Genomic DNA, 22,056 nt, shown 5'->3' on the forward strand with positions numbered 1-22,056 from the left:
CTAACGCGGCGCCAGGACCATCATCATCTGCCGGCCTTCCAGCTTCGGCTCGGCCTCGACCTTGGCGATCGGTTCGACCTCCTCGCGCACGCGGTTGAGAAGCTGCATGCCAAGCTCGAGATGCGCCATTTCGCGGCCACGGAAGCGCAAGGTCAGCTTCACCTTGTCGCCTTCCTCGAAAAACCGGCGCACGGCCTTCATCTTCGTCTCATAATCATGAGTGTCGATGTTGGGCCGCATCTTGATTTCCTTGATCTCGACGGTCTTCTGCTTCTTGCGGGCCTCCGCGGCCTTCTTCTGGCTCTGGTACTTCAGCTTGCCGAGATCGGTGATCTTGCAGACGGGCGGGTCGGCATTGGGCGAAACCTCGACAAGGTCCAGGCCGGCATCTTCCGCCGTGCGCAGGGCCTCGTCGGTTGCCACGATGCCTCGGTTGTTTCCCTCGTCGTCGATGAGCTGCACCCGGGGAACCCGGATCTCGCGATTGGCGCGGGGGCCTTCCTTTACCGGAGGCGGCGCTTTGAACGGTCTGCGAATGGTCGTTGTCTCCTCAAGTCGTTGACGGAACGGATCATGCCCGCATCGGCGAGCCGCGGCTATGTGCGGTTTGCGGGCTTGCTGTCAATAACACAATCACGCAAAAGAATCACGCCGGAAGCGCAAGCGCCCCCCTTTCGCCGCGGCGAACCGGATGACACAACATGGCCGCCTGCAGGAGAAAGCGATGAGCCACAGCGAGCCGATCCACTTCGATGTCGACGGAACTAAGATCGCCGTGCGCCGGAGACAAGGGCGCACACCGGGAGTGATGTGGCTGGGCGGCTATCTCTCCGACATGCGCGGCACCAAGGCCGAGGCGCTGGACGCATGGGGGCGCGAGATCGGCATTGCGGTGACGCGGCACGACTATTCCGGCCACGGGGAATCGGGCGGCGCCTTCAAAGACGGCACCATCTCCCGCTGGCTGGCGGAAAGCCTTGCCGTCTTCCGCCGCTTCACCGAAGGCAAGCAGGTGCTCGTCGGCTCTTCCATGGGCGCGTGGATCGCCCTGCGCCTGATCCAGGAACTGCAGAAGGCCGGCGAGGGGGCACGCGTGGGCGGGCTTCTCCTTCTGGCGCCGGCACCCGACTTCACCATCGACCTGGTGGAGCCGGGGCTCAGCGCCGAGCAGCGCAAGGTGCTTCAATCCCAAGGCTATATCGAGGAGCCGTCGGAATATTCGCCGGAGCCGACGGTCTATACAAGGGCGCTGCTCGAAGACGGGCGCGAGAACCGCGTCCTCGAAGGCATCATCGAGACGCACTGCCCGGTCCATATCCTGCAGGGCATGGCCGATCCGGACGTGCCCTACAGCCACGCCATGCGCCTGGTGGAGCACTTGCCGGCCGACGACGTCACCCTGTCGCTCATCCGCGACGGCGACCATCGCCTCTCGCGTCCGCAGGACATCGGGCTGATGCTGCGGGTGGCCGCCGCGCTCGTGGAGCGGGCGGGCTGAGGCGCCGCATTCCGCCGCATCTTTTGGCGCGGCAAATCTTGAATCGCCATCAAGCACTCCCCATCTCGCTCAATGCGGCCGCAGCCCCTGTTCCAACGATGAGGACCTGGTGACGATGACCAATTCTGCACTGATCCGCCCGGCCTGGACGCCGGCGACGATTGCCCTGATGGTGATCGGTTTCTGGCTCTTCTGGCCGCTCGGCCTTGCCATGCTCGCCTACATCCTGTGGGGCGACAGGCTCGGCGACTTCAAGCACGAGGTCAACCGCGCGACCGACGGCATGTTTTCCAACTGCCGCAGGGCCGCCCGCACCCAAGTGCGCACGGGCAACGTGGCCTTCGACGACTGGCGCGAGAAGGAGCTGGAGCGCCTGGCCGAAGAGCGCCGTAAGCTTGAAGCCATGCGCGAGGAGTTCGATGAGTATGTGCGCGAACTGCGCCGCGCGCGCGACCGCGAGGAGTTCGACCGCTTCATGAACGAGCGCAAGGCCGGACGCGGTCCGGAGGCGCCCACCAGCGAAGGCTGAGAACGCGGCATTCTCAGGTCTCCCGATCGCCTCCTGCTACATGCGGCGCCCCCTTGCGGGCGCCGTTTCCTTTCCGGACGCGCGATTTCAGGCGCATGCGGACGGGCGAATCATCTATGCTGCACCGATGCCGTCCAGCTTCCTCAAGACCGCCCGCCTGAGAACGAGCGCGCCGCCCGTAGAGCGAACCCACCGGGTGGCCGGCCGTGAACTGCCGCTGCGCATCGTCGAGAACGCCCGCGCGCGACGCATGACGCTGCGCATTGCGCCGGGGGGTGCGGGCCTGCGGGTCACCGTACCTCCGGGGTTGCCGGCGCGAGAGATCGACCACTTTCTCTCCCGCCACGAAGGCTGGCTCGAAGAGCGGCTGAGAAAGCTGCCGGAGCGGCCGCTGGTGCGGCACGGCATCAAAATCCCGCTGCGCGGCGTGCCGCACCTCATCGTCCACGAGCCCGCCCTGCGCGGCACGGTCGAGGCCGTAACGCGTGATGGACAGCCGCTGCTCGTGGTGCGCGGGGCACGCGTACACCTGCCGCGCCGGGTGGCGGAATTCCTGAAGCGGGAGGCGAAGCGCGATATCGAGATGCTGGTGGCCCGGCATACGGCAAGCGTGGGCCGCCGCGCCAAGGCCATCCGCTACAAGGACACGACGAGCCGTTGGGGCTCCTGCACCTCAGACGGCACGCTCTCCTTCTCCTGGCGCATCATGATGGCCCCGCCCGCGGTCATAAATTACCTCGTCGCCCATGAGGTGGCGCATCTGAAGGAGATGAACCACGGTCCCCGGTTCTGGAAGCTGTGCAAGGAGCTGTGCCCCGACACGGAACGGTGCAAGGACTGGCTGAAGCGCAACGGGTCGGCCTTGCAGGCGATACAGTTCGGCTGAAAGCCGCTGCATCCTTCGACAGGCTCAGGATGAGGGCCGAAGGCAACGCACATACGTTGCCGCGCCTTTCACCTCGACTTCGCCGCTATTTCATGCCACTTCCCACCCTTATGGAACTCGACATCAAGATGTGCGGCCTGAAGACGGACGAGGCGGTGGATGCCGCGCTCGCAGGCGGTGCGCGCTATATCGGCTTCATCTTCTTTCCCAAAAGCCCGCGCAACGTGGTGGCTGAAACGGCCGCGCGGCTGCGGCGGGCGGCGGAAGGCAAGGCGCAGGCAGTCGCCGTGACGGTCGATGCCGATGACGAAGCGCTGGAGCACATCGTCAAAAGCATGCAGCCGGATATGCTGCAGCTTCACGGGAAGGAAAGTCCGCAACGCGTCCGCGCGCTGAAGGCGCGTTACGGCCTGCCGGTCATGAAGGCGATCCCCGTGCGCGAGGCCGCCGATCTCACCGCGATCGACGCCTATCGGGGCATCGCCGACCGGTTCCTGCTGGACGCCAAGCCGCCCGCGGGGGCGGAGCTTCCCGGCGGCAACGGAATTCCCTTCGACTGGTCCCTCCTGGCTTCCCTTGACGGCGAAGTGGATTACATGCTTTCCGGAGGCCTGAACGCTGCCAATATCGGCCAGGCGCTCTCGGCCTGTCAGCCGCGCGGCATCGACGTCTCCTCCGGCGTGGAAGGCGCGCCGGGCGAGAAGGATCCGGAACTGATACGTGCCTTCTTCCAGGCCGTGCACGCGGCACGGCCGGAGCGCGTCTAAGGAGGCGGCATGAACAAGCCCGCTCAACCAAACTCATTCCGCACCGGACCCGACGAGCAGGGGATGTTCGGCATCTTCGGCGGTCGTTTCGTCGCCGAAACGCTGATGCCGCTGATCCTGGAGCTGGAGCGCCACTGGAACGCGGCCAAGGACGACCCGGCCTTCAAGGCCGAGCTCGACCATCTGGGGGCGCATTACACGGGCCGGCCGTCGCCGCTTTATTTCGCCGAGCGGCTGACGGAGCATCTCGGCGGAGCAAAGATCTATTTCAAGCGCGATGAGCTGAACCATACGGGCAGCCACAAGATCAACAACTGCCTGGGCCAGATCCTGCTTGCGCAGCGCATGGGCAAGACGCGCATCATCGCCGAGACGGGCGCGGGCCAGCACGGCGTGGCGACGGCAACGGTGGCGGCACGCTTCGGCCTGCCCTGTGTGGTCTATATGGGTGCGACGGACGTCGAGCGGCAGGCGCCGAACGTCTTCCGCATGAAGCTCCTGGGCGCGGAGGTGAAGCCTGTCAGCGCCGGCCACGGCACGCTCAAGGACGCCATGAACGAGGCGCTGCGCGACTGGGTGACCAATGTCGAAGATACCTACTATCTCATCGGCACCGCCGCCGGCCCGCATCCCTATCCGGAGCTGGTGCGCGTTTTCCAGTCGGTGATCGGAGAAGAGGCGAAGGCGCAGCTTCTGGAAGCCGAGGGCAAGCTGCCGGACATGCTGGTGGCCGCCGTCGGCGGCGGATCGAACGCCATCGGCCTGTTCCATCCCTTTCTCGACGACAAGGAGGTCTCCATCGTCGGCGTGGAGGCGGGCGGCAGGGGGCTCGAGGGCGAGGAGCACTGCGCCTCGCTGACGGCCGGCAGGCCCGGCGTGCTGCACGGCAACCGCACCTATCTGCTGCAGAACGAAGACGGGCAGATCAAGGACGGGCATTCGATTTCGGCCGGGCTCGACTATCCGGGCATCGGGCCGGAGCACTCGTGGCTCAAGGAGTCGGGCCGGGTCGAATATGTGCCGATCATGGATACGGAGGCGCTGGAGGCGTTCCAGCTTCTCACCCGGCTCGAGGGCATCATCCCGGCGCTCGAACCCAGCCATGCGTTGGCCGAGGTCATCAAGCGCGCGCCGAAGATGCGCAAGGACCAGATCATCGTCATGAACCTGTGCGGGCGGGGGGACAAGGACATCTTCTCCGTCGCCAAGCATCTGAACATGGATATCTGACCATGACGATGCACTTCATCGATATCTGGGTGAACTGCCCCGACCGCGAGACGGCGGTGAAGATCGCCGAAGCCGTAATCGGCGACAAGCTCGCTGCCTGCGCCAACATCTTCGCGCCCATCCAGAGCCTCTATCGGTGGCAGGGCGTGGTGGAGCAGGGCGAAGAAGTGCCGCTGCTTTTGAAAACGCGGGCCGAGCATTTCGATGCCGTTTGCGCAGCGGTCAGGCCGCTGCACCCCTATGAGGTGCCGTCCATCACGGCGACGGCGATCACGGATGTCGACCAGGAATACGCCGACTGGCTGCGCAAGGAGACGAGGGAGCCGGCATGACCGCCACGCGCATCGACACGCTTTTTGCCCGGCTCAAGGCCGAGAACCGGCCGGCGCTGGTGACCTATTTCATGGGCGGCGACCCGGACTACGAGACCTCGCTTTCGGTGATGAAGGCACTGCCCGAGGCCGGCAGCGACATCATCGAGCTCGGCATGCCGTTCTCCGATCCGATGGCCGACGGCCCGGCGATCCAGGCGGCCGGCCTGCGCGCGCTCAAGGGCGGCCAGACGCTGGCCAAGACGCTTGAGATGGCGCGCAGCTTCCGCAAAGAGAACGACGGCACCCCGATCGTCATGATGGGCTACTACAACCCCATCTATATCTACGGGGTCGAGCGCTTCCTGACCGACGCCAGGCAGGCCGGTATCGACGGGCTGATCGTCGTCGACCTGCCGCCGGAGATGGACGAGGAGTTGTGCCTGCCCGCCCTTGACGCCGGCATCAACTTCATCCGACTGGCGACCCCGACCACCGACGACAGGCGCCTGCCGAAGGTGCTCGAGAACACGTCGGGTTTCGTCTATTACGTGTCGATGACGGGCATTACCGGATCGGCGTTGAGCGATACATCCAAGGTGAGCGCCGCCGTCAACCGGATCAAGGGACACACGGACCTGCCCGTCTGCGTCGGCTTCGGCGTGAAGACGGCGAACCAGGCGCGCGCCATCGGTGCGGCCGCCGACGGCGTGGTGGTGGGCACGGCGATCGTCAATGCGGTCGCCAATGTGCTCGGTCCCGACGGCAAGACCACTGCCGATCCGGCCGAGGCGGTGGCGACACTGGTGCGCGGCCTCGCCGACGGCGTGCGCGAGGCGCGCCTTGCGGCTGCCGGATAGGAAGCGCATCATCCGCGGCGAGCCTCGCGCGGAGCGGAAAAGGGAAAGGCTTGGGCCATGAACTGGATCACCAATTACGTGCGGCCGAAGATCAACTCCATGTTCGGTCGCCGCGAGATGCCGGAAAACCTCTGGATCAAGGATCCGGAGACCGGAGAAATGGTCTTCCACAAGGATCTGGAGGAGAACCAGTGGGTCATCCCCTCCTCCGGCCACCACATGAAGATCAAGGCCAGGGACCGGCTCAGGTTCTTCTTTGACGAGGGCGCCTACGAGACGCTGGAAAACCCCAAGGCGCCCACCGACCCGCTGAAGTTCCGCGACGAGCGGCGCTACAGCGACCGCCTGCGCGACGCCAGGGCAAAGACGGGCCTCGAGGACGCGGTGCTGAACGCCGTCGGACGCATCGAGGGCCTCGAGGTGCTGGCCACGGTCCAGGATTTCGCCTTCATCGGCGGCTCGCTCGGCATGGCGGCGGGCGAGGCCATCGTACGCGGCTTCGAGACCGCCGTGGAGCGGCGGCTGCCGCTGGTTCTGTTCGCGGCCTCCGGCGGCGCGCGTATGCAGGAAGGCATTTTTTCCCTGATGCAGCTTCCGCGCACCACGGTCGCCGTCGACCGTCTCAAGGAGGCCGGCCTGCCCTATATCGTCGTCCTCACCCATCCGACGACCGGCGGTGTGACGGCCTCCTACGCCATGCTGGGCGACGTGCATATCGCCGAACCGGGCGCGCTGATCGGCTTCGCCGGCCCGCGCGTCATCGAGCAGACGATCCGCGAGAAGCTGCCCGAGGGCTTTCAGCGTGCCGAGTACCTGATGGAACACGGCATGCTGGACATGGTCGTCTCAAGGCTGGAGATGAAGGAGACGGTCGCGCGGCTTCTGAAGATCCTGCTCAAGACACCCGCGGAGCTTACGCAAACCGAAGAAGCGGCGGAAGAGACTCCGGCCGAGGCCGAAGAGGAACCGGCCGAAAGCGAAGCGCAACAGGCATAAGCCAGTCGCCCTCTCCCGATCGAGGCCATTGATGACCGTGGAAACCGCCGAGCGCGCCATCGAGCGGCTCATGTCGCTCCACCCGAAGGGGTTCGACCTGTCGCTCGAGCGGATTGCCCGCCTGCTCGAGCGGCTCGGCAATCCCCATGAGCGGCTGCCGCCGGTGATCCACATCGCCGGCACCAACGGCAAGGGCTCGGCCGCCGCCTTCGCCCAGGCGCTCATCGAAGCATCCGGCAGAACCGTGCATGTGCACACCTCGCCGCATCTGGTACGCTGGCACGAGCGCTATCGGCTTGGGGCGGCGGGTGGCGGGCGCCTGGTAGAGGATGCCGTGCTGGCCGAGGCGGTGGAGCGCGTGGCCGAAGCCAATCGCGGCGAACAGGTGACCGTCTTCGAGATCCTGACGGCCGTCATGTTCGTGCTCTTTTCCGAGCACCCGGCGGATGCGGCGGTCGTCGAGGTGGGACTCGGCGGACGCTTCGACGCGACCAATGTCATTCCCCGTCCCGCCGTCAGTCTCATCATGCCGATCTCGCTCGACCATGAGGCCTATCTCGGCGACCGGGTGGAGCTGATCGCGGCCGAGAAGGCAGGCATCATCAAGCGCGGCGTCCCCGTCGTCGTCGGCCAGCAGGAATGGGACGCCGCGCGCGACGTGCTCATCGAGACGGCCGAGCGGCTCAACTGCCCGCTGCAGGCCTACGGGGAGAACTTCATCGCCGTCGAGGAAGGCGGCCGCATGGTCTATCAGGACGAGGGCGGTCTGTTTGACCTGCCGCTGCCGCGGCTGGCCGGCCGGCACCAGATCGCCAATGCCGCTGCGGCGATCGCCGCCGTCAAGACGGCGGGCTTTCCGGTCGCCGACCGGACGGCCGAGCGCGCCATGACGGCGGTCTCATGGCCAGGACGCCTGCAGGCCATGCCCGAGGGCCGGCTTTCGGCGCTGGCGCCTGAAGGCGCGGAGATCTGGATTGATGGCGGGCACAATCCGGGCGCGGGCGCCGTGATCGCCGAGGCGCTGGCGGAATCGGAGGAACGGCGGCCGCGCCCGCTTATCCTCATCGCCGGGATGCTGAGCACCAAGGACCAGACCGGCTATTTCCATGCCTTCCAGGGGATGGCGCGGCATGTCTACACGGTTCCGGTGAGAAGCAGCGAGGCGGGCGTGCCCAACAGCGAACTGGCCGCCCGCGCCGGCGAGGCCGGATTGTCCGCGGAACCGGTCAACTCGGTCGCCAATGCGTTGAAGCTGCTTGCCGATACCTGGGAAGGCGAGACACCGCCCCGGATCCTGATCGGCGGTTCGCTATACCTCGTCGGCGAGGTGCTTGCCGAAAACGGCACGCCGCCGGAGTAATACCAGCGCTCCCCGAACGCCGCCGACGGTAAAAGGCAAAATTCCGAACCGCAGCAACAAAAAGGCCCGGCGTCAGCCGGGCCTTTTGTCTGAAGTTCATGGAAACGGGACGGCGTCTTACGCGACCGCGCCGCCGATCCAGGCCGAAAGGGCCGTCTTGGGTGCGGCGCCCACTTTCATGTCGGCCACTTCACCGTCCTTGAAGATCATCAATGTCGGAATCGAGCGCACGCCATACTGTGCGGCGAGCTCCGGATTCTCGTCGATGTTGAGCTTGGCGACCTTGATCTTGCCGTTCATCTCGGCGGAGATTTCCTCGAGCGCGGGGGCGATCATCTTGCACGGTCCGCACCATTCCGCCCAGAAGTCCACCACCACGGGTTCGCTTGCCTGCAGCACATCGGACTGGAAGTTGTTGTTGTCGACAGTGACGGTGGCCATCAGCCTCTCCTTGAGAAAACAAGAGTCGCTCCGGGATGTGGGAAGCGGCGTATAAGAGTTCAAGCGCCCTTTTCTCACGCTCTCGTGAGCCGGGCAAGGGCGGTCGCCAGCGCCTCGTCCGGCACGGGGAGAAGGCGCGGTGCCTCGGTGAAGAGCAGGGCGGCCTCGACGGCCTTGCCGGGATAGAGCGGCTTCAACAGCTCCGCGTAAAGGGCGAGCTGAGCGACATAGGGCAGCGGCGCTTCGGAAAGGGTGGCGGGGGCGGGGCGGTTGGTCTTGTAGTCGACGATCAGGACGCGATCCTCCGTCACCGCCAGCCGATCCACCTTGCCGGCGACCGCGCGACGCACGCCGCCGACAGTCAGCTCGCCCATGACGGAAACCTCGGCGCGCGAGGCGGGCGCGAAAAGGGGCGCAAAACGGGATTCGTTCAGGATCGCCAGCACAGAGCGGCAGGCGCTTTCCGCCTCGCCTTCCGGCCACCCGGCGGCGATGCGCGCCAGATAGCGGCGCGCGGCGGTCTCGCGCGCGTGTGCCGGCACCTCCGGCAGGACCTGAAGCAGCCGGTGGACCGCATTGCCGCGCTCGAGGGCAAGGGCGGGTACCGCCGCCGCCAGGACCGGCGAACGGGACGAGGCAGCCGCCTCGTAGCCGCCGTCGATCAGGGCCGCCGCGCCCGAAGGCGACAGGGGCCGTGGAAGCGCCGGGGGCGGGGGAAGCGGCTGCGCCAGCCCTGCCGGCAGCGGTGCCACCTCGGCTTCTGCCGCGCCGTCGGACTGGACCGGCGCGGTCTCCGTGAGCGGTGTGACCCGGAAACGCAGAACCGGTGCGCAAGCCTCCGGCGTGTCGCGCTCCTCTGTTCCGGGCGCGGCGGCGAAAGCCTCGCGCACCAACGTATGCCACGTATCGGGCGCGCGCCGCGCGCCGTGATAGCCGCAGACGATGAGACGATCTTCGGCACGCGTCATGCCCACGTAGAGCAGGCGCCGGTACTCCTCCTCGGCCTTGCGGCGCACCTCCGCCTCGAACTGGCGGGCGGCGGAATTGGCAAGGTCCTTGCCCTGACGCCAGAGATAGCCCGTTAACCGACGGCCGAGCCCTTTCATCGCGAAAGGCATCAGGCACGGCATATGATTGCTGCTGACCGGGGCGCTGCCGGGGTCGACCAGGAAGACCACCGGCGCCTCCAGACCCTTCGCCGCGTGAACGGTCATGATACGAATCTCGTCGCGCGACTGGTCCATCTCGCGCTTGACCTCGGGGGCCGCGCCTTCAAGGGTGGCCAGAAGCGCTTCCAGCCCGATCAGGCCCGTCTTCTCGCCGGCGAGACAAAAGGACAGGAATTCGTCCAGAATGTCGTGCGCCTCGTGCCCTAACCGGGCAACAAAACGGCCGCGCGCGCCCGGGCGCTCGGGCGTGCCGGCGAGAATCCCGGCATAGAACTCGTAGACGGGCTTGAAGGCGGCCTCGTTCTGCCAGGCCAGCAACGTGTCGAGAATTTCCTTCAGGCGCGCATCCTCGTGTGCCTTGCGCCGCATGGCGCCGAAGAGCGACATCCCGCCTTCGCGGGGCCAGGCAAGCCGGAATAGCGCATCTTCGTTCAACCCGAAGAGAGGGCTTTTCAGGATCGCGGCAAGCGACAGATCGTCATTCGACTGCAGGAGAAAACGGCCGAGCGCCATCAGATCCTTAACGGCGATGTGACCGGTGAGCCGCAAGCGGTCAGCGCCGGCGACCGATATCTGCCGGTTTTTCAGGCTGCGCGACAGGGCATGCACGAAGCGGTCGCGCTTGCGCACCAGCACCATGACGTCGCCCGGGCGGAGGCGGCGCCCCTTGCCCTCGAGAACCTCGCCGCTCTTCAGCCAGCGCTCGATCTCGGCGGCGATCACCTCGGCCAGCCGGGCGGCCGGCGCGGAGGCGTGGTCGACGGCCTGGGTCCAGTCATCCGGCTCCTCCACCACCTGCGGGCTGAGCGGCGACCAGACCTCCACGTAACCCGGCGCGTTCTCGCGAATGGCCTTATGCTCGATCGGCTCGCGATAGAGCGTCAGGCCCTCGCGAACTTCCTCGCGCGCGAACACCAGATCGACGGCGCGCAGCACATCCTCGGTCGACCGGAAGGATCGTGTCAGCCGCACCTTCTCGAAGCGGCTGCCGCTCGCCGGGACGCGCTTTGCGAAGACGGTGCCGCTCTCGGCGAAGGCGGCAGGCTCCGCGCCCTGGAAGGAATAGATCGACTGCTTCTCGTCGCCGACGGCGAAGATGGTCCGCTCCACACCCTCGCGCGCACCTTCGCCAGCAAAGAATTCTTCCGCCAGCTGACGCACGATCTCCCATTGGTGGGGGCTCGTGTCCTGCGCCTCATCGATGAGGATATGGTCGATGCCGCGGTCGAGCTTGTACTGGACCCACGGGCCGACGTCCTGACGCGCCAGCAGACGCACGGTGCGCATGATGAGGTCGTTGAAATCGAGAAAGCCGCGGGCGCGCTTCAGGCGCTCGTAACGGGCGATCAGCGCATCAGCGATCGTCACCGCGGCTGCGGTGGCCTCCAGCATGCGCAGGAGCGCCAGCCGGTCGGCAATGCGGGAGAGAAAGGCGGCCGCTTCCAGATAGCGCTCATAGATGCCGGGCAGGCGATCCTTGAGCGCAGCCTTGAACGTCTTCTCGCCATAGAGCTCGCCGTCGGCCTTCAGGAAACCGTGCGCCAGAAGATCGAGGCGGCGCACCGGATCGGTTTCCGCGAAGGCGGCCGATGCATCGGGCACGATGTTCTTCAATACAAGGCTCGCCCCCGCCTCCTGCGCGGCGCTCACGAAATGATCGTATTCGACGGGCCCAAAGCCAGGCACCGGCCAGGCCTCGGCAGCGAGGCTTTGCGCGGTCTCGCCTTCGCCGAAGCCGAATTCGGCCAGGAGGGCGGGCAGCGGCGTGTTCCCGTCGGTCGCGCCGTCGATGAAGAGGCGCAGGCCCTCGCGCCGGGCGACGATCTCGCCGAGCAGGGCCTGCAGGCCGCTTTCGCCGCCACGCTCCAGCACCTGCGCGAAGGCTTCGGCCAGCGGACCGTCGCGTTCGGCGGCGATGCTGGTAAGCAAGTCGCGCCGCGCTTCGGCGAAAAGCGCTTCCTCCATCTGTGCATCGAGCAGTTCGAAATGGCCGGCAATATTCGCCTCGAGCGGGAACTGATGCAGGATCGCCTCGCAGAAGGCGTGGATCGTCTGGATCTTCAAGCCGCCCGGCGTCTCGAGCGCGCGGGCGAAAAGCCGGCGCGCGCGGCGCAGCTTCTCCGCGCCCGGCCGGCGCCCTTCGAGTGCTACGATCTCGCCGGCCAGGGCCTCGTCGGGCAGGAGGCTCCACTTCGCCAGGATATCGAAGACGCGGTTGGCCATGTTGGCGGCGGCGGCGCGCGTATAGGTGAGGCAGAGGATCTTGGCGGGGTCGGTTCCCTTGAGCAGGAGGCGGATGACGCGGCTCGCCAGCACATGGGTCTTGCCCGAGCCGGCATTGGCGGACACCCAGGCCGAAAGCGCGGGATCGGAAGCGAGCGCCTGGGTTTCCGCGGTATCCTCGGGGATGCGCAGGCGCTTGTTCATTCGCCGTCCCCCGCACCCGCATCGCCGCCCGCCGACCACTCCAGAACGCGGGCCAGATGGTCGTAATCGCCTTCCGTGTCACCTTCCTTGAACGGCAGAGCACGGGAAAGATAGCCGGCGTCCGGCGACTGGTAGTGGGCGAGCAGCTTTTGGAGCCGCTCCCACGCCTCTTCGGCGAGCGCGCTTCCCGACTTCTCGCTGTCCCTGATCTTCAGGATGGATTCGGGCTCCACCGTGCCGTTTGCGCGCAGGCGCACATAGCAAAGATCCGCAGGTGGCGGATTGCCCAGCTCAGCGAAGGCGCCGCGGGCGAGAAGGGCGGCCTCCAGCGCGAGCTGCGGCGCCAGCAGACGGTGCGCCTGCGGCTTGGAGGGCAGGGCGCCTGTCTTGTAGTCGATGATGTCTGCGGTGCCATCGCGCCGCAGGTCGATGCGGTCGGCCCGGCCGGAAAGCGTATTGCCCGTCGCGCCGACGGCAATTGGCGCGGCACGGATTTCGGCATGGCGGGTGGCGATACCTTCCGCCCGCGCCCGCTCCCAAGCGATGACGCCATGGGCCGTGCGCTCGAATCGCGGCCACCAGACCGCCTCGACGTCCGAGGGAAGGCCGGTCTCGGCGAAGACCGCTCGGCCGGCCTGAAGGAGCCGTTCGAGCGCATCGGGGGCGCGAGGATCGGCCTGCAACCGGGTGAATTCCTGCAGGATATCGTGGAAGAGGCTGCCGCGCTCGGCCGCGCCGGGGTCGCGGATGAACGGCTCCAGCGGCGCAAGGCCGAGAATGCGCTTTGCATAGACCGCGTAGGGATCGCGCCGCAGCAACTCGATCTCGGTGACGGAGAAGTGCACGGGCCGTGCCTCGAGCGGCGGCTTCGGGCAGGGGCGGGGGGCGAAATTCTGGTCCGCCACCGCTTCCAGCGCGCGCGCCCAGCCGACGAAGCGCCGTCCGCGCTGGCGCATGGCGTCGGCCTCGGCCGGTCCGGCGCAGGCGACGAGCCTCTGCAGCCAGCGCGAGGCGACGGCGGGCGCATCCCCGGTGCGGGCGGAACGGGAGAGCACGATTTCCGGCGCGCCCATGGCCATCATGAAGTCATGGGCGGCAAGCCCGATGCGCCGTTCCGGCGGCTCCAGCGCAAGCTCGGCCTTCATCAGGCGTGACATGAAACGGTCAGACGGCGGCACCTGCGGCCAGGTGCCCTCGTTGAGCCCGCCGAGCACCAGCGTGTCCACGTTCTGCAGCCGTGCTTCGAGCGTGCCCCAGATCGCCACGCGATGGTCCGCGCCGGGGGCCGGTTTGACCACCTGTCCGGCAATGAGTGCGTCGAAGACGTCCGGCCATTCCACGAGATCGATTGCAAGATCCGTCCGTGTTTCGACCAGATCGCGCAGAAAGCGGGCGAGCGCCTCGCCGCTTTCACCATCGTAGAGCAGCGTCAGCGCGCCCTCGGCATCGCGGGCCAGCGCCTCAAGCGCCTCGACGGATGCACGGGCGACGGCGCCGAGCGTGGCCGCGCGGTCCCCGCGCAAGGCGGAAAGCGGTGCGAGCGCCGCGTGAAGCGCCGACAGGACTTGTCGCGTGGCCCGCAAATCCTCTTCGCCGAGCCGGCCGAACCAGTTGGGCCTGCGCCGCGATCCGACCAGCGCCGCGTAGCGCTGCTCGAAGAGATCGGCGAGGGCCATGACGTCCGGCCGGCCGGTACCGCCGCGCAGGGCGACAAGTTCGATGATCTCCGCGCCGGCGCGGACCTGCATCCGCGGGAGACCGAGCTGCATGTACGGATGTTTCAGGAGGCCGATGATGGCGACGGGCTCCTCGGGGCGGCAGACCGCCTGCAACATTAGCCGCATCAAGGTGACGGGCACGCTGTCGGCAAGCGGCGTGCCGCCGGAATCGTCGGCATGGAGGTCGAAGCGGCGCAACTCCGCCGCCACACGGCGGGCGAGTGCCCGGTCCGGGGTGACCAGCGCCGCCGTGGCGCCTTCACGGGCGACGGCGTGGCGCAGGGCAACGGCAATGGCGGAAGCCTCCTCGCGCTCGTTCGCCGCTTCGATGAGGCTGGACCCCGCGAGTGCGCCTTCGGCCAGCGCACGGTCCACGGCCTCTCTGCCGCCGGCCCAGAGATCGGTGGTTTCCGCCGGGCGCAAGGCTTCGCTGATCAGCCGGCGCCGGGCAGCAAGGGCGGGCCCGGGCGTAGCGATTTCCGCCACGTCCGGGCGCTCGATATCAAGGGCGGTGACCAGCTTCTTCAGGCCGAACTGCGGATGGCCGCAGGCGGACGGCTCCTCGCTGGCGCCGACGGCCCGCCACGACTCCTCGTCGAGGGAGAGATCGAGCCCGGGCAGGACGACGGCGCCGTTTTCGAGGCGTGCGATGGTACGCAGGAGCTCGGCGGTGGCGGGAATGGAGCCCGTGGAGCCGGCGGCGATCACCGGGCCGCTGCCGGGATTGCCCTTGAGCCTCTCCGCCTCCGCCGCCAGCATGGCGTTGCGGTGGGCGGCAGGGTTCGAGCGGTCGTGCGCTGCCAGAACATCGGGCCAGATGCCGGTAACGATGTTCAGGAACTCGAGCGTGACCTGCCACCAGCCGGCGAGTTCACGCGGGACCAGTTCGGTCAGCTTGCGCCAGTCGGCATTTTCCGTCTCCACCTCATCCATGAGCGCGGCGAGGTCACGGGCAAGCCAGAGGCTGTCGCTCAGCGAGGCCGGCACGACCACGCCTTCTTCGAAGAGCGCCGCCACATGCGCCGGCACGCGCGCCTTCCAGGCCCGGACCAGCGGAGCGAGAAGGAGCGTGCGCTCGAGCGCGCCGATGGGGGGCGCATGGTCGAGAGCGGCCGCACCGCCTTCCCCCTCGATGTCCGCGCGTTCGGCCTCGAACTCACCCAGCGGGCGGATGGCGGGCAGGATGGTTGCGCGGCCGCCCAGACGATCCAGGAAAACGCTTCTCAACGCGCGCGCCGCACGGCGGGTGGGCAGATAGATGGTGACGTCGGCCAGCGCCAGCGGATCGCCGTCATAGCGGAAGCCGGGCACCAGCCGGCCCGAAAGCAGCGCGTCGGCAAGGGCCGGCAGAAACGGCACGCCGGGCGGAATGGAAAAGACCTGCGGTGCGGTGCGCAAACCCGTCACGGCGCCCGGCCGAACCGCCGCAGCACCGCCTCGGCCGGGGCGATCGCCTCGGGCGTGCCGACGGTCAGCCAGTGGCCGTCGAGCGGCAGGCCGAAGAGGCGCCCGGCAGCAATGGCGCGATCGAAATAGCGGTTAAGGGAATGCGGCTCCGCCGGCGCCACTTCGAACAGCTGCGGACGGAGAATGCCGCTTCCTGCATAGATGAAGCCGTCGGCGCTTTCGTGCGCGCGCTTCAGCCGCCCATCCGCGTCCATCGTGAAATCCACTTTCCCGGTGTGTCCCGTGGCGGTTTTTGGATCCGCCAGCAGGAGGAGTATATCCATGCGGGCGGGGTCCCACGCAAGGGCAAGTCGCACCAGATTGGACGTGGAGCGGTCGATCCACAAGGTGTCGGCGTTGAGGACGAGAAAAGGGGCCGCCCCGAGCAGCGGCAGCGCCTTCACGATGCCGCCGCCCGAATCGAGCAGTCTCTCCCGCTCATCGGAAATCGTCACGTGCGGCCTTTTGCGGCCGGCAAGATGCGCCAGCATCAGCTCGGGCAGATGATGGATGTTGACCACGGCCTCGGCCACACCGGCACGTTCCAGCGCGTCGAGACCCCAGTCGACCAGCGGTTTTCCGCCCACCGGCACCAGCGGCTTGGGCACGGTTTCCGTCAGCGGGCGCATGCGCGTGCCGAGACCGGCTGAAAGCACCATCGCCTTTTCGGGGATCGGCACGCTCACGCTGTGTCTCCCTCCAAAAAGCCGATGCGCGCGATAGAAAGCGCTCAAATCGGCAAGCACGGGGTGGGCAAGCACCCGCTCGAGATAGGTGCGGATGCGCGGCAGGTGCCGCAGGTAGCCGGGCTTGCCGTCGCGCCGTGCGAGGCGGACGAAGGTGCCCAGAAGCTTGGTGTTGCGCTGGGCGGCGGCGATTGCATAGGCCTCGGCGAAGGCCTCGCGGTTGAAATCCGGCTTGCGCCGGGCGGCGCAATAGGCTTCGACGACCGCCTGTTCCAGGGAGGGCGGTATCGTGATGCGCGAATCCAGCGCCAGCGCCGCCACGTCATAGGCGGCGGGGCCGAAGACAGCGTCCTGGATGTCGATCAGGCCGAGCCTGTCGAGGCCCTTCTTCTTCTCCCGCCAGATGATGTTGGGCGAATGGAAGTCGCGCAGGACGAGGCTCTGCTCGCTGTGGTCGAGCCGGTCGAAGAGGGAGGACCACAAGCGCCTGAATTCCGTCAGCTCTGCCTTGCTTGCCGCGCGCCCCTTTACATGGGGCAGGTACCAGTCGACGAGCAACTCGGTTTCGATGGCGAGCGCGGCATGGTCATAGGGGGGTGGGGTGTGGTCGACACCTTCGGCGACCGGGAAGCTTTGCGGCCAGTCACGATCGTGGAGGGCGGCCAGGAGGCCGGCGGCCGCTTCGTAGCGCGCCTTCACGGGCGTGCCGTCGGCAGCCGGGAACTGTGTTTCGCCCAGATGCTCGATCAGAAGCAACCCGGCGTCGAGATCCTGAGCGTAGATGCGCGGTGCGGCGAAGCCGGCTTCACGCAGGCCGTTGGCCACGCCGACGAAGGCGGTCACGGACTGGGCGAGGCGGGCGATCCGGCTGTAGGGCAGACCGTCGCGGACGATCGGCTCGTCGTGCCTTTGCGGCGCGTCCATGAGAATGAGGCGTTCCCCCTTCCCGGGAGTTACGGTCTCGTAGGCGCGGATCGACGCATCGCCGAGCAGGAAGGTACGGCGGGCGCCGCCATATCCGCCGGCGTCGAGAAACCCGCGAATGGCGAGGGAGCGGGCGATGCGCGCGGCGGCATCGGCTGGTGCCTGGATCTCGGCTTCGCGGCCGCCGTCGTGCTCGCGCAGGAAAAGGTGGATCGCCCCGGCCAAGGCATCTGGCGCACGCTCGGGCCATTCCACCAGCGCCACGCCCCCCGCCGTGGCTTCGCCGAAGCCGAGTTCTTCCAGCTCCTCCGGGTCGGACAGGCGGTAGAGATCGAAATGGTGGACGGGGATGCGCAGATCATAGCTCTGCACGAGGGTGAAGGTGGGACTCGGCACCTCGAGCTGCGGATCACCGGCAATCGCCCGGAGAATGGCGCGCGCCAGCGCCGTCTTGCCCATGCCGAGGTCGCCGTGCAGCGCCACCACGTCGCCTGGCCGCAGCGCCGCGGCCAGGTCGTCGCCCAGGCGGTCCGTCGCCTGCTCGTCGGGCAGAAAGCGCAAAAAAGGCTGAGGCGCCGCCATCAATTCCGGTCTATTCCGCCGCTTCGCGGACACCTGTCGGGGCGAGCGGGAAACGGCATGTGACGGCGGTGCCGCGCCCCTCGCCGGTGTCGATCTCCACCGTGCCACCATGCAGCTCCACGAAGCTCTTGACGATGGACAGCCCGAGCCCGGCCCCGCGCCGGCGCCCGCCATTGCTGCGTGGCTCGAAGCGGCGGAAAATGGTCTGCAGCACCTCCGGCGACATGCCGGGCCCGTTGTCGTGCACCCTGAAGGCGACGGCCTCGCCGGCCTCCGTGACGGTGAGCGATACCCTGCCTCCCTCCGGCGCATAATTCGCGGCATTGCTCAGCAGATTGTAGAGGACCTGCCGGATGCGGTTTTCATCGGCGTGGAAAGCGGCGGGCGCAGCGTCGAGATCGAGGTCCAGGGTGATGCCGTGCTCGCGCAGACGGTCGGAGACGAGGTCGGCCGCCGCCTCCACCGTGGGCCGGATCGGCACTTCCGCGAACTCCAGCTCCATGATGCCGGCATCGACGGTGGCCAGATCGAGGATATCGTTGACGACCGTCAGGAGGAGCGATGAGGACGAGCCGATATGATCCACATATTCGCGCTGGCGCTTGCCGAGCGGCCCGGTGGTCTCGAGCGCCAGAAGCTCGGTAAAGCCGATGATGTTGGTGAGCGGCGAGCGCAGCTCGTAGGAGACGTGCTGGACGAAATCGTTCTTCAGCTTGTCGGCCTTTTCCAGCGCCTCGTTCTTCTCCTTCAGCGCGCGCTCGACATTGACGCTGTCGGTGACGTCGACGAAGGTCATCATGACCTGCCCGTTCGGCAGGTGGATGATGGCGTAGCTCAGGATCGTGCCGTTGACGAGTTCGGTGCGGCCGTGGCTGTCGCGCCGCTCGTCGTCGAAGCCGGTCGCCGCAGCAACGAAGTCGCTCCAGGGACTGGGGGCGGCCACCGCGTCGCAGGCCGCCTTCAAGAGCGAGATGTGGACGTCCCCGTCGATCAGTTTCTCGGGAAGCTCCCACAGCCTGCGGAAAGCGGGATTCGACAGGCGCAGGCGGCCATCGGGACCGAAGACGGCGACCCCTTCGGCGAGATTGTCCAGGGTCTCGCTCTGCACCTGGACGACGGCGTTGTAGCGCGATTCCAAGTCGAACTTTTCCGTCAGGTTCTCGAAAACCCAGGTGACGCCGCCCTTGGGCTGCGGGTTGGCGATGACGCGTATCGTGCGGCCGTCGGGCAGATGCCACCAGTGCTCCTCCGGCTCAACGGCGCGATAGGCGGAAAGGAGCTGCTCCTTCCAGCGGCGCCATTCCGGCTGTTCGGCCAGCTTGCCGTCGCTGCGCAGCCGGTCGAGCACGAGCGCGTTCTCCGGGCCGCCGTCGAGAAAGCCGGGTTCCAGATCCCACAATTTCTGGAAAGCCTGGTTGAAGAACTTCAGCTTCTGGTGCTCGTCGAAGATGGCAACGGCCGTGGTGAGTTGGTCCAGCGTGTCGGCGTGGCTGCGCACGGTGCGCTCGAACTCGCGCTTGAGCGCGTCCGCCTCGCTCGTATCCACCGCAATCCCGGCGCTGCCCTTGCCGGTGGCGAAATCGGTCACCGTGTAGACGCATCGGTCGCCGCCCACCACCGTCGAGACGGAATCACGATAGACCCCGTCATGCCGGTGATGCTCTTGAAGCGCGGTCCGCACCGGGGTGGGCAGGAGATCGCGGACCTCGCGGACCGCCTGCTCCGGATCGGCCTCGACCGCCCGCGCATAGGCCGCGTTCACCCATTTCAGCCGGCCCTCCTCGTCGCGCAGCCAGAAGGGCATGTCGAGGGCGTTGACGAGGCCCAGCAGATTGGCGTGATCTTCCTTCAGGCGTTCATGGGCGAGCTTGAGTCTGGCGTGCTCGGCCTGCGCGGCGGAAAGCGACGAGAAGCGAATGACCGCGTGCAGGGCGGACTTGCGGCCCTGCACCTCGAGCAGAATCCCGGCGCGCGTCTCGGCCACGAGGTCGAACCCCTCCCCCCTGTCCCGCAGCGCCTCGGCGGCACGATCAAGCGCGGAAGCGGATTTCGGCATCAGCCAGCGGCCGAAGGCGAGAAAGGTGCTGCGCTCGCGGGGCGCGCCGCTGTCGATCGGCAGCTCGCCGACGACGGAAGGACGGCCGCCGTCTCCCGGCCACACGACGATGCGCTGGTCACGGAGATTGAGAAGCGCCTCGGAGCGGGAGAGTGCGCCGGAGAGCTCGGCGATCCGGGTCCTGAGGTCGATATTTTCCGCCGAGATGCGGGCGCGCTGGCGAATGAGCCAGATCGCCGACAGAAGGGCTGCCCCCATGACGCCCGCGAAGCTGGCGAGCTGGATCACCTCCAGCGTGCCGACCGAGAGGCTGCCGCCGAGCGGCAGGCCGATCTCGTGCTCGGCCGCAGCGGCGCCGATAGCTGTCGCCGCCAGAGCGACCGCCGGCAACGGCGCGCGGGCAAGCCGCGCGGACAAGCGATCCCGTCTTTTCCTACGGGCCTGAGGCCCCGAAATCCCGCCGGAAAGCGGGTTCAGCCCCGGCATGTCTTGTTCCTCTCCGCCGCATGATAATCAAGACCGCCCCGATCAGCGCCGTACACAAACAAATCGGCGCCTCGAATCACCGCACTGTACCCGGTCAGCGAATCCGGGTGAAGAAGGAAAGCGGCGCAAAAGAAATGCCGGGCTGAAAGTCAAGAGCCCGGCATCAATATCTTGTGGTACAGCGTGAAAAAATTAGTACCTGTAGTGATCCGGCTTGAACGGACCTTCCGGGCTGACGCCGATATAGGCGGCCTGCTCGGCCGAGAGCTGGGTCAGCTTCGCGCCGAGCTTGCCCAGATGCAGCCCCGCCACCTTTTCGTCGAGGTGCTTGGGAAGCACATAAACGCGGTTTTCGTACTGGCCGGCGCGGGCCCACAACTCGATCTGCGCCAGCACCTGGTTGGTGAAGGAAGCGGACATCACGAAGCTGGGATGGCCGGTGGCGTTTCCGAGGTTGAGCAGACGTCCTTCCGACAAGAGGATGATGCGCTTGCCGTCGGAAAACTCGATCTGGTCGACCTGCGGCTTGATGTTCGTCCATTTGAAATTGCGCAGGGCCGAGACCTGAATCTCGTTGTCGAAATGGCCGATATTGCCGAGGATCGCCATGTCCTTCATCCGGCGCATCTGGTCGAGGGAGACGACGTCCTTGTTTCCCGTGGCGGTGATGATGATGTCGGCCGTGGGCACGGCGTCCTCAAGTGTGACGACCTCGAAGCCGTCCATGGCCGCCTGCAGGGCGCAGATCGGATCGGCCTCCGTGACCTTGACGCGGGCGCCGGCGCCCGCAAGCGACTGCGCCGACCCCTTGCCGACATCACCGTAGCCGCAGACGATAGCCACCTTGCCGGCCATCATCACGTCGGTGGCGCGGCGGATGCCGTCCACCAGGGATTCCTTGCAGCCGTACTTGTTGTCGAATTTCGACTTGGTGACGGAATCGTTCACGTTGATCGCGGGGAAGGGCAGAAGACCCTTCTTCTGGAGCTGGTAGAGCCGGTTGACGCCGGTGGTGGTCTCTTCCGTGACACCGCGGATGGCGTCACGCTGGCGGGCGAAAAAGCCGGGCGTCGCGGCCATGCGTTTCTTGATCTGGGCGAAGAGCACCTCTTCCTCCTCGCTACCGGGATTGGACAGAACGTCCTCGCCGGCCTCGGCACGCGCGCCGAGCAGGATGTACATGGTGGCGTCGCCACCGTCGTCCAGAATCATGTTGGACGGTTCACCGTCCGGCCACTGAAAGACGCGGTCGGTATAGGTCCAGTACTCCTCCAGCGTCTCGCCCTTGACAGCGAAGACCGGGGTGCCGGTTTCGGCGATCGCCGCGGCGGCATGGTCCTGGGTGGAAAAGATGTTGCAGGAGGCCCAGCGCACCTCCGCGCCCAGCGCCTGCAGGGTCTCGATCAGCACAGCCGTCTGGATCGTCATGTGGAGCGAGCCGGAAATGCGCGCGCCCCTGAGGGGTTTGTCGGAACCGAATTCGGCGCGGCAGGCCATCAGGCCGGGCATCTCGGTTTCGGCAATCTCGATTTCCTTGCGGCCCCAGTCGGAAAGGGAAATGTCGGCCACGACGTAATCTTTGTCAGGCATCGGCTCAGCTCCAGCTCGGCATGGTTTTCAGCAGCGCACAAGCGGCGCGGTACCCGTATTTGCCTAGCAGATCGGGCCACGGGCGACAATCGAA

The 22,056-nt window shown here is 67.0% G+C and carries 16 protein-coding genes; 9 read left to right on the forward strand and 7 right to left on the reverse strand.

Annotation, left to right across the window (positions count from 1 at the left end):
• The gene (infC, locus tag SIN08_RS08825; protein WP_322451282.1) at positions 1–537 is read right to left on the reverse strand and encodes a translation initiation factor IF-3; all 537 of its coding nucleotides are present in this window, start codon (positions 535–537) and stop codon (positions 1–3) included.
• Positions 538–724: 187 nt separating this feature from the next.
• Here infC and SIN08_RS08830 point away from each other — a divergent pair, with 187 nt between their 5' ends.
• The 9 genes from SIN08_RS08830 to SIN08_RS08870 all read left to right on the forward strand — a co-directional run bounded on the left by SIN08_RS08830 (position 725) and on the right by SIN08_RS08870 (position 8,437).
• On the forward strand, positions 725–1,498 hold the full coding sequence (locus SIN08_RS08830) for an alpha/beta hydrolase (protein WP_322451196.1): 774 nt from the start codon (positions 725–727) through the stop codon (positions 1,496–1,498).
• Positions 1,499–1,613: 115 nt separating this feature from the next.
• Complete coding sequence (locus SIN08_RS08835) at positions 1,614–2,027, forward strand: DUF2852 domain-containing protein (RefSeq protein ID WP_322451197.1); 414 nt, start codon at positions 1,614–1,616, stop codon at positions 2,025–2,027.
• Between the two features lie 127 nt (positions 2,028–2,154).
• Entirely contained in the window at positions 2,155–2,913 is a 759-nt protein-coding gene (locus SIN08_RS08840; RefSeq protein ID WP_322451198.1) for a M48 family metallopeptidase, read from the forward strand.
• 110 nt (positions 2,914–3,023) lie between these two features.
• Positions 3,024–3,680, forward strand: coding sequence for a phosphoribosylanthranilate isomerase (locus SIN08_RS08845; protein ID WP_322451283.1), 657 nt, complete (start codon positions 3,024–3,026; stop codon positions 3,678–3,680).
• A gap of 9 nt (positions 3,681–3,689) precedes the next feature.
• Complete coding sequence (gene trpB, locus SIN08_RS08850) at positions 3,690–4,910, forward strand: tryptophan synthase subunit beta (protein WP_322451199.1); 1,221 nt, start codon at positions 3,690–3,692, stop codon at positions 4,908–4,910.
• 2 nt (positions 4,911–4,912) lie between these two features.
• Entirely contained in the window at positions 4,913–5,242 is a 330-nt protein-coding gene (gene cutA / locus SIN08_RS08855) for a divalent-cation tolerance protein CutA (protein WP_322451200.1), read from the forward strand.
• A complete protein-coding gene (trpA, locus tag SIN08_RS08860) occupies positions 5,239–6,081 on the forward strand; it encodes a tryptophan synthase subunit alpha (RefSeq protein WP_322451201.1) in 843 nt (280 codons plus the stop codon). Before cutA ends, trpA begins: the two co-directional genes overlap by 4 nt.
• A gap of 57 nt (positions 6,082–6,138) precedes the next feature.
• Positions 6,139–7,077, forward strand: coding sequence for an acetyl-CoA carboxylase, carboxyltransferase subunit beta (gene accD, locus SIN08_RS08865; protein ID WP_322451202.1), 939 nt, complete (start codon positions 6,139–6,141; stop codon positions 7,075–7,077).
• 31 nt (positions 7,078–7,108) lie between these two features.
• A complete protein-coding gene (locus tag SIN08_RS08870; RefSeq protein ID WP_322451203.1) occupies positions 7,109–8,437 on the forward strand; it encodes a folylpolyglutamate synthase/dihydrofolate synthase family protein in 1,329 nt (442 codons plus the stop codon).
• 117 nt (positions 8,438–8,554) lie between these two features.
• Here SIN08_RS08870 and trxA read toward each other — a convergent pair whose 3' ends face one another.
• The 6 genes from trxA to ahcY all read right to left on the reverse strand — a co-directional run bounded on the left by trxA (position 8,555) and on the right by ahcY (position 21,962).
• Positions 8,555–8,878: a thioredoxin gene (gene trxA / locus SIN08_RS08875; protein WP_322451204.1), complete on the reverse strand. Its 324-nt coding sequence runs from the start codon at positions 8,876–8,878 to the stop codon at positions 8,555–8,557.
• A 74-nt stretch (positions 8,879–8,952) separates the two neighbouring features.
• Entirely contained in the window at positions 8,953–12,474 is a 3,522-nt protein-coding gene (addA, locus tag SIN08_RS08880; RefSeq protein ID WP_322451205.1) for a double-strand break repair helicase AddA, read from the reverse strand.
• Complete coding sequence (gene addB / locus SIN08_RS08885; RefSeq protein ID WP_416208037.1) at positions 12,471–15,599, reverse strand: double-strand break repair protein AddB; 3,129 nt, start codon at positions 15,597–15,599, stop codon at positions 12,471–12,473. Before addB ends, addA begins: the two co-directional genes overlap by 4 nt.
• On the reverse strand, positions 15,596–17,830 hold the full coding sequence (gene tsaE / locus SIN08_RS08890) for a tRNA (adenosine(37)-N6)-threonylcarbamoyltransferase complex ATPase subunit type 1 TsaE (RefSeq protein ID WP_322451206.1): 2,235 nt from the start codon (positions 17,828–17,830) through the stop codon (positions 15,596–15,598). The genes addB and tsaE overlap by 4 nt, the downstream gene beginning before the upstream one ends.
• Before the next feature lie 10 nt (positions 17,831–17,840).
• Complete coding sequence (locus SIN08_RS08895; protein WP_322451207.1) at positions 17,841–20,372, reverse strand: ATP-binding protein; 2,532 nt, start codon at positions 20,370–20,372, stop codon at positions 17,841–17,843.
• Between the two features lie 192 nt (positions 20,373–20,564).
• Positions 20,565–21,962 carry an adenosylhomocysteinase gene (ahcY, locus tag SIN08_RS08900; RefSeq protein WP_322451208.1) on the reverse strand — a complete coding sequence of 466 codons (1,398 nt, stop codon included), beginning with the start codon at positions 21,960–21,962 and terminating at the stop codon, positions 20,565–20,567.
• Positions 21,963–22,056: the final 94 nt, after the last annotated feature.

This window comes from Chelativorans sp. M5D2P16 (assembly GCF_034427935.1).
Lineage (GTDB): Bacteria > Pseudomonadota > Alphaproteobacteria > Rhizobiales > Rhizobiaceae > Chelativorans.